We start from the raw sequence: 5,628 nt of genomic DNA, 5'->3' as shown, positions 1-5,628 counted from the left end.
GAAAACTTTAAAAAACGCATTTTGATTGCTTTAAACGTAAAGAAAGAGAGAACCAAGTTCGTCCTCTCTAGGTGTTAGCTTTTCATCTACCCACTACAGTTGACAAAGAGCCCATTTCACTTGAAAATAGTCTCTTTCGTACGATACTCCTTGTTTGTTCTCATTCTAACCCAATAAACTTAAAGGAAGCTAAAAGTTCCATTTGCCACTACTTTACATATGAAAAAGCCGTTAGGGCTAACGACTTTATCTTTCTTCTGAAATCGATTCCTGCTCAGATTTCTATAATTCTGTGATATTACCAGTACGGAGGTAGACGACCCACTCACAAATATTCTTAGCATAATCACCAATACGCTCGAGATAGGAAATGACTTGGAAGTAATCACGTCCAGCAATCAAAGCATCTGGATTTTTCTTGATTTCCTCTGTCGCCAAATCTTGGATAGTATTATAGTATTGGTTGATAATTTCATCATGGGCTGCTAGTTCATAAGCCTGTTCTGTATCGCCACCATTCAGATACAGCTCCAATGCTGCTTCAACCAATTTACGGACTTCTCGTCCCATTTTTTTGATTTCTGCTTCAACGACTTGAATACGAACTTCCCCTTTCATACGGATAGCTGCTTCTGCAATAGATACCGCATGATCCCCCATGCGTTCTAAATCATTTGTCGCTTTCAAAACGGTAATAACCGTACGTAAATCAGTAGATACAGGATGCTGTAAAGCGATGATTTCAAGCGATTTTTTCTCTAGCTTGATTTCAAATGCATTGATTTTAGCATCTGATTCAATGACTTCCTTAGCCAATTCACGGTCATGCGTAATGAAGGCTTGTACGGTATTATTGATTTGCCCAAGCACCTCATTTCCCATGGCATAAAACTGATTGTGTAATTTATCTAGTTCTTCTTCAAATTGTGTTCTTAACATCGTTATTTTCCTTTTTATTATCCGAATTTTCCTGTGATATAATCCTCAGTTTCCTTATGGCGAGGATTTAAGAAAACTTCCTTAGTCTTATTATATTCAATCAAATCCCCATCTAAGAAGAAACCTGTCCTGTCTGAAATCCGCGATGCCTGCTGCATCGAACGAGTGACCAAGACCATGGTATACTTATCTTTCAACCCGTATAAGGTATCCTCAATTTTCCCTGCCGAGATCGGGTCAAGGGCAGACGTTGGCTCATCAAGGAGGATAATGTTAGGACTGGTTGCAAGAACCCTCGCCACACAAACCCGTTGTTGCTGTCCACCCGATAAACCAAGTGCTGAATCGTGCAAACGATCCTTCACTTCATCCCAGATAGAAGCACTTATCAGCGATTTCTCTACTGCTTCATCTAGGACATGTTTGTCCTTAATACCATTGATTCGTAAACCATAGACAACATTCTCATAAATCGTCATCGGAAAAGGATTGGGCTGTTGGAAAACCATCCCAATCTCTTTACGTAAATCAACCGTATCTGTACGGGGACTATAGATATTTCGGCCATTGTAGTCAATTGCTCCTGTCAAGGTTACTTCTGGATTCAAATCTCCCATACGGTTAATAGAACGTAGAAGGGTTGATTTTCCAGAACCAGATGGACCAATCAGAGCTGTAATTTCATTGGGATAAAAATCGACGGAAACATTGTTCAATGCCTTTTTCTTATTATAATAAACAGACAAGTCTTTGACCTGTAAAATCGGTGCTGTCATCAAAGTTCCTTTCTATCCAAAATGTCCTGACACATAGTCGTTTGTAGAGCGTAGTTTCGCATTTTGGAAGATATTAGCTGTCTTATCATACTCAATCAAATCTCCCAAGTAAAAGAAGGCCGTATAGTCACTCGCCCGAGCAGCTTGTTGCATATTGTGGGTCACGATGATAATCGTATAATTCTTCTTCAAGTCAAACATGGTCTCTTCCAACTGCATCGTCGCAATCGGATCAAGCGCTGACGCAGGCTCATCCATAAGCAAAATTTCAGGCTTCACCGCAATCGCTCGCGCAATACATAAGCGTTGCTGTTGTCCGCCTGATAAGGTCAAGGCAGACTTATGAAGATCATCTTTTACCTGCTCCCAGAGAGCAGCTTGCTTGAGAGAGGTTTCAACAATCTCATCCAAGACCTTTTTGTCTTTTACACCCGCACGTTCGTGAGCAAAGGTAATATTGCGATAAATAGACTTGGCAAAAGGATTGGGACGTTGGAAGACCATACCGATATGCTTGCGCATTTCATAGACATTGATTTCAGGACGATTAACATCTACTCCCTCATAAAGAATTTCTCCAGTCACCTTAGCGATATCAATCGTATCATTCATCCGATTCAAACTTCGCAGATAGGTAGACTTCCCAGATCCCGATGGACCAATCAAGGCTGTAATTTTATTTTTTTCAAACTGCATATCAATGCCCTTAATCGATTCCTTGCCACCGTAGTAAACATGTAAATCCTTTGTTTCTAGGGCAATTTTCTCCTGCGGAAAGGTGATGATATGCTTTTCATTCCAATTATATTCTGCCATTTTTTCTCCTCTAATTTAGGGTTGCAGATGTTAATTTTGCATGCAATTTCTTACCGATATAGCGTGCAGATACGTTGAAGATTAAGATGAAAACTAAGAGGATAGCTGCACTACCAGCAGAGACTTGAGTTGCGTCTGGGATTGTGCCCTCGCTATTAACCTTCCAGATATGTACCGCAAGCGTTTCTGATTGACGGAAAATTGAAATCGGACTGGTCACACTGAGCGGATTCCAATTAGACCAGTCAAGGGCTGGAGCGGATTGACCCGCTGTATAAATCAAAGCGGCTGCTTCCCCAAAAATACGACCAGAAGCAAGGACAATCCCTGTCACAATTCCTGGGAGAGCTTCTGGAATGACCACATGTAGGACCGTCTCCCACCGCGAAATCCCAAGGGCAAGCCCTGCCTCACGCTGGGTATGATGGACATGGCGAAGACTATCTTCAACATTGCGTGTCATTTGAGGTAAGTTAAAGACGGTCAGTGCCAAGGCACCTGATAAAATCGAAAATCCATACTGAAACTGAACCACGAAAATCAAATAACCAAACAAACCAACAACGACAGACGGTAAAGAAGATAAAATCTCAATACAGGTCCGAACAAAATTAGTCAAGCGCCCTTTCTTAGCATACTCAGCTAGATAGATACCTGCTCCTGTAGATAGCGGAACAGAAATCAAGATGGTAATCACGAGCAGGAAAAAGGAATTGTAGAGTTGAATGCCTATCCCTCCTCCTGCCTGATAGGAAGAAGATCTTCCCGTCAAGAATGACCAGCTGACATGTGGCAGACCTCGCAATAAAATATAGAGAATGAGAGAGGTTAAAATGGCAACGATAATGCCGGCAATAGAGTACAAAATCCCCGTCGCTAATTTATCTAACTTTTTAGCGTGCATAGTTTCTCTTCCTTTCTCTAGTAATAAATTTCATCATTAAGTTAAAGACTAGGCTCATCAATAATAGGACAAGTGCCAGCGACCACAGAACGTTATTTTGGACCGTCCCCATGACAGTATTTCCAATTCCCATGGTCAAGACAGAAGTCAAGGTAGCTGCCGGCGTCGTCAGAGAAGTTGGGACAACGGCTGAATTTCCGACCACCATTTGAATGGCAAGTGCTTCACCGAAAGCTCTAGCCATTCCGAAGATTACCGCTGTAAAAATACCAGACTTGGCTGCATGCAGAGTAACCCGCCAAATCGTTTGCCACCGAGTTGCTCCCATGGCAAGGCTAGCTTCACGGTAATGACGAGGTACAGCCCTCAGGCTATCGACTGTCATAAAGGTCACCGTCGGTAAAATCATAACAAAGAGGACAAAAACACCTGATAGAATCCCAAAACCTGTTCCGCCAAAGAGAGAGCGAACAAAAGGAACCACAACTTGTAAGCCGATAAATCCGTAGACAACCGATGGAATTCCGACCAAAAGCTCAATAACAGGTTGCAAGATTTTTGCCCCATACTTAGGCGATACTTCGGTCATAAAGACTGCCGCTCCAATCGCAAAAGGGGTAGCAATAATCGCAGATAAAATCGTCACAATGAAAGAACCTGCAATCATTGGAAAGGCGCCGAAAGATTTAATTGCTGGCTTCCAAACACTTCCAAATAAAAATTCAAAAATGTTAACGCCATTGACAAAGAAAGTAGACAAGCCTCTTTGCGCTACAAAGAGTAAAATCATAGCTACAATAAAGACGATTAAGCCCAAACAGAGAAAGGTGATACTCTTTCCAAATTTCTCTAGGCGAGAATTTTTGGAAGGGGAGAGCAATTCTTTTGCAAGTTGTTCATTTTTCATACCTACTTCTTCTCCTTCACTGTACCATCTGCACTCTTTGTAACCTTCATGTCATTCACTGGAATATACCCCATATCAAGGACAATTCCTCTTTGAATCTTGTCAGACATCACATAGTCTATAAATTCTTTTTCAAGACCAGTTGCCTCACCCATGGTATACATGTGCTCATAAGACCAGATTGGCCAATCATTGGTCACAACATTCTCCATCGTTGGCTCAAACCCGTTTAGCCGAATCGTTCTGACCGAATCATCAACATAGGAAAAGGCAAGGTAAGAAATTGCACCCGGTGTCTGAGACACGATTGATTTTACCATGCCGTTTGAGTCCTGCTCCAAACTCTGGGTCGCTTCTTCACCTTTCATGACCACCGTATCAAAGGTTGCCCGTGAACCAGATCCGACCGCACGGTTGATAATGGAAATCGCCAAATCTTTTCCACCCAACTCTTTCCAGTTGCTTACTTCGCCCTTAAAAATCTTTTGCAGTTGGTCAAGGCTGATGTCATCAACATCAACTTCTTTGTTAGCAATCACTGCAATACCTGCCACAGCAACTTGATAATCAGCCAATTTATCCGCATCAATCCCAGATTTTTCTTCAGCAAAGACATCGCTATTGCCAATCTGAACAGCACCTGACTGGACCTGTGATAATCCTGTACCAGAACCACCACCTTGAACATTGATGGTCTTACCTTGGTTTTCAATTCCAAATTCATCTGCTGCTGCTTCTACCAAAGGTTGAAGGGCTGTTGAGCCGACTGCTGTAATCGATTCTCCACGATCAATCCATGAAGCACAGGCAGATAAACTAAGGCTCGCTGAAAGACATACAGCCAGTATGCCAAGCGTACGCTTTTGTTTCATTTTTCATTTTTCCTTTACATTTTTGCGTGTTTTTCTATGTAAAAAGTGTACTAGTTATTCCAAACATTACAATCTATTTACAAGAATTTTTCACAATTCCACTATATCATATAACACCTTAAGTTGCAAAGTATTTCTAACTAAGATACGAGGGCGTTAAAAAAGCGAATGAAAAATAGGAAGTTCTTCGCAGAAGCTTGAGCTTCCAGAAGAAGTTATCTTTTTTCCGAGCTTTTAGCCCGAGTTCAGTTAAGATGTGAGGACGTCAAGAAAATGGAAAGAAAAATAGGGAATCGGAGAAGATGACCTTTGTCATCAAGCCGATTCATCTTTTTTCTACCATTTTTAGTCCGAACTCAATTAATTAAGATGTGAGGACGTCAAGAAAATGGAAAGAAAAATAGGGAATAGGAG

6 protein-coding genes are annotated in these 5,628 nt (G+C 41.5%); all 6 read right to left on the bottom strand.

Features of this window, described 5'->3' with window-relative positions; translation table 11 throughout:
• Positions 1 to 282: 282 nt before the first annotated feature.
• Genes phoU through ACVPON_RS05925 form a run of 6 tightly spaced genes read right to left on the bottom strand, consistent with a single transcriptional unit; the run spans position 283 to position 5,214 of the window.
• Entirely contained in the window at positions 283 to 939 is a 657-nt protein-coding gene (gene phoU / locus ACVPON_RS05950) for a phosphate signaling complex protein PhoU (protein WP_462877131.1), read from the bottom strand.
• A gap of 17 nt (positions 940 to 956) precedes the next feature.
• Positions 957 to 1,715, bottom strand: a complete 759-nt coding sequence (pstB, locus tag ACVPON_RS05945) for a phosphate ABC transporter ATP-binding protein PstB (protein ID WP_462877129.1) — start codon at positions 1,713 to 1,715, stop codon at positions 957 to 959.
• A 12-nt stretch (positions 1,716 to 1,727) separates the two neighbouring features.
• A complete protein-coding gene (pstB, locus tag ACVPON_RS05940) occupies positions 1,728 to 2,531 on the bottom strand; it encodes a phosphate ABC transporter ATP-binding protein PstB (RefSeq protein ID WP_462877127.1) in 804 nt (267 codons plus the stop codon).
• A gap of 10 nt (positions 2,532 to 2,541) precedes the next feature.
• Complete coding sequence (pstA, locus tag ACVPON_RS05935) at positions 2,542 to 3,435, bottom strand: phosphate ABC transporter permease PstA (protein ID WP_462877125.1); 894 nt, start codon at positions 3,433 to 3,435, stop codon at positions 2,542 to 2,544.
• Positions 3,425 to 4,342 (bottom strand): phosphate ABC transporter permease subunit PstC, encoded by a 918-nt coding sequence (gene pstC, locus ACVPON_RS05930; RefSeq protein WP_462877123.1) that lies wholly within the window; start codon positions 4,340 to 4,342, stop codon positions 3,425 to 3,427. Before pstC ends, pstA begins: the two co-directional genes overlap by 11 nt.
• A 2-nt stretch (positions 4,343 to 4,344) precedes the next feature.
• On the bottom strand, positions 4,345 to 5,214 hold the full coding sequence (locus ACVPON_RS05925) for a phosphate ABC transporter substrate-binding protein PstS family protein (RefSeq protein WP_462877121.1): 870 nt from the start codon (positions 5,212 to 5,214) through the stop codon (positions 4,345 to 4,347).
• Positions 5,215 to 5,628 lie beyond the last annotated feature (414 nt).

Source organism: Streptococcus sp. 1F3 (assembly GCF_054968985.1).
The sequence above is the reverse complement of the archived record's forward strand: the minus strand, read 5'-3'. Positions and strand labels throughout refer to the sequence as shown.

What these genes read in the sequence shown, in the direction of transcription:
- phoU (WP_462877131.1), bottom strand. Translation starts at nt 939, where the DNA reads ATGTTAAGAACACAATTTGAAGAAGAACTAGATAAATTACACAATCAG.
- pstB (WP_462877129.1), bottom strand. Translation starts at nt 1,715, where the DNA reads ATGACAGCACCGATTTTACAGGTCAAAGACTTGTCTGTTTATTATAAT.
- pstB (WP_462877127.1), bottom strand. Translation starts at nt 2,531, where the DNA reads ATGGCAGAATATAATTGGAATGAAAAGCATATCATCACCTTTCCGCAG.
- pstA (WP_462877125.1), bottom strand. Translation starts at nt 3,435, where the DNA reads ATGCACGCTAAAAAGTTAGATAAATTAGCGACGGGGATTTTGTACTCT.
- pstC (WP_462877123.1), bottom strand. Translation starts at nt 4,342, where the DNA reads ATGAAAAATGAACAACTTGCAAAAGAATTGCTCTCCCCTTCCAAAAAT.
- ACVPON_RS05925 (WP_462877121.1), bottom strand. Translation starts at nt 5,214, where the DNA reads ATGAAACAAAAGCGTACGCTTGGCATACTGGCTGTATGTCTTTCAGCG.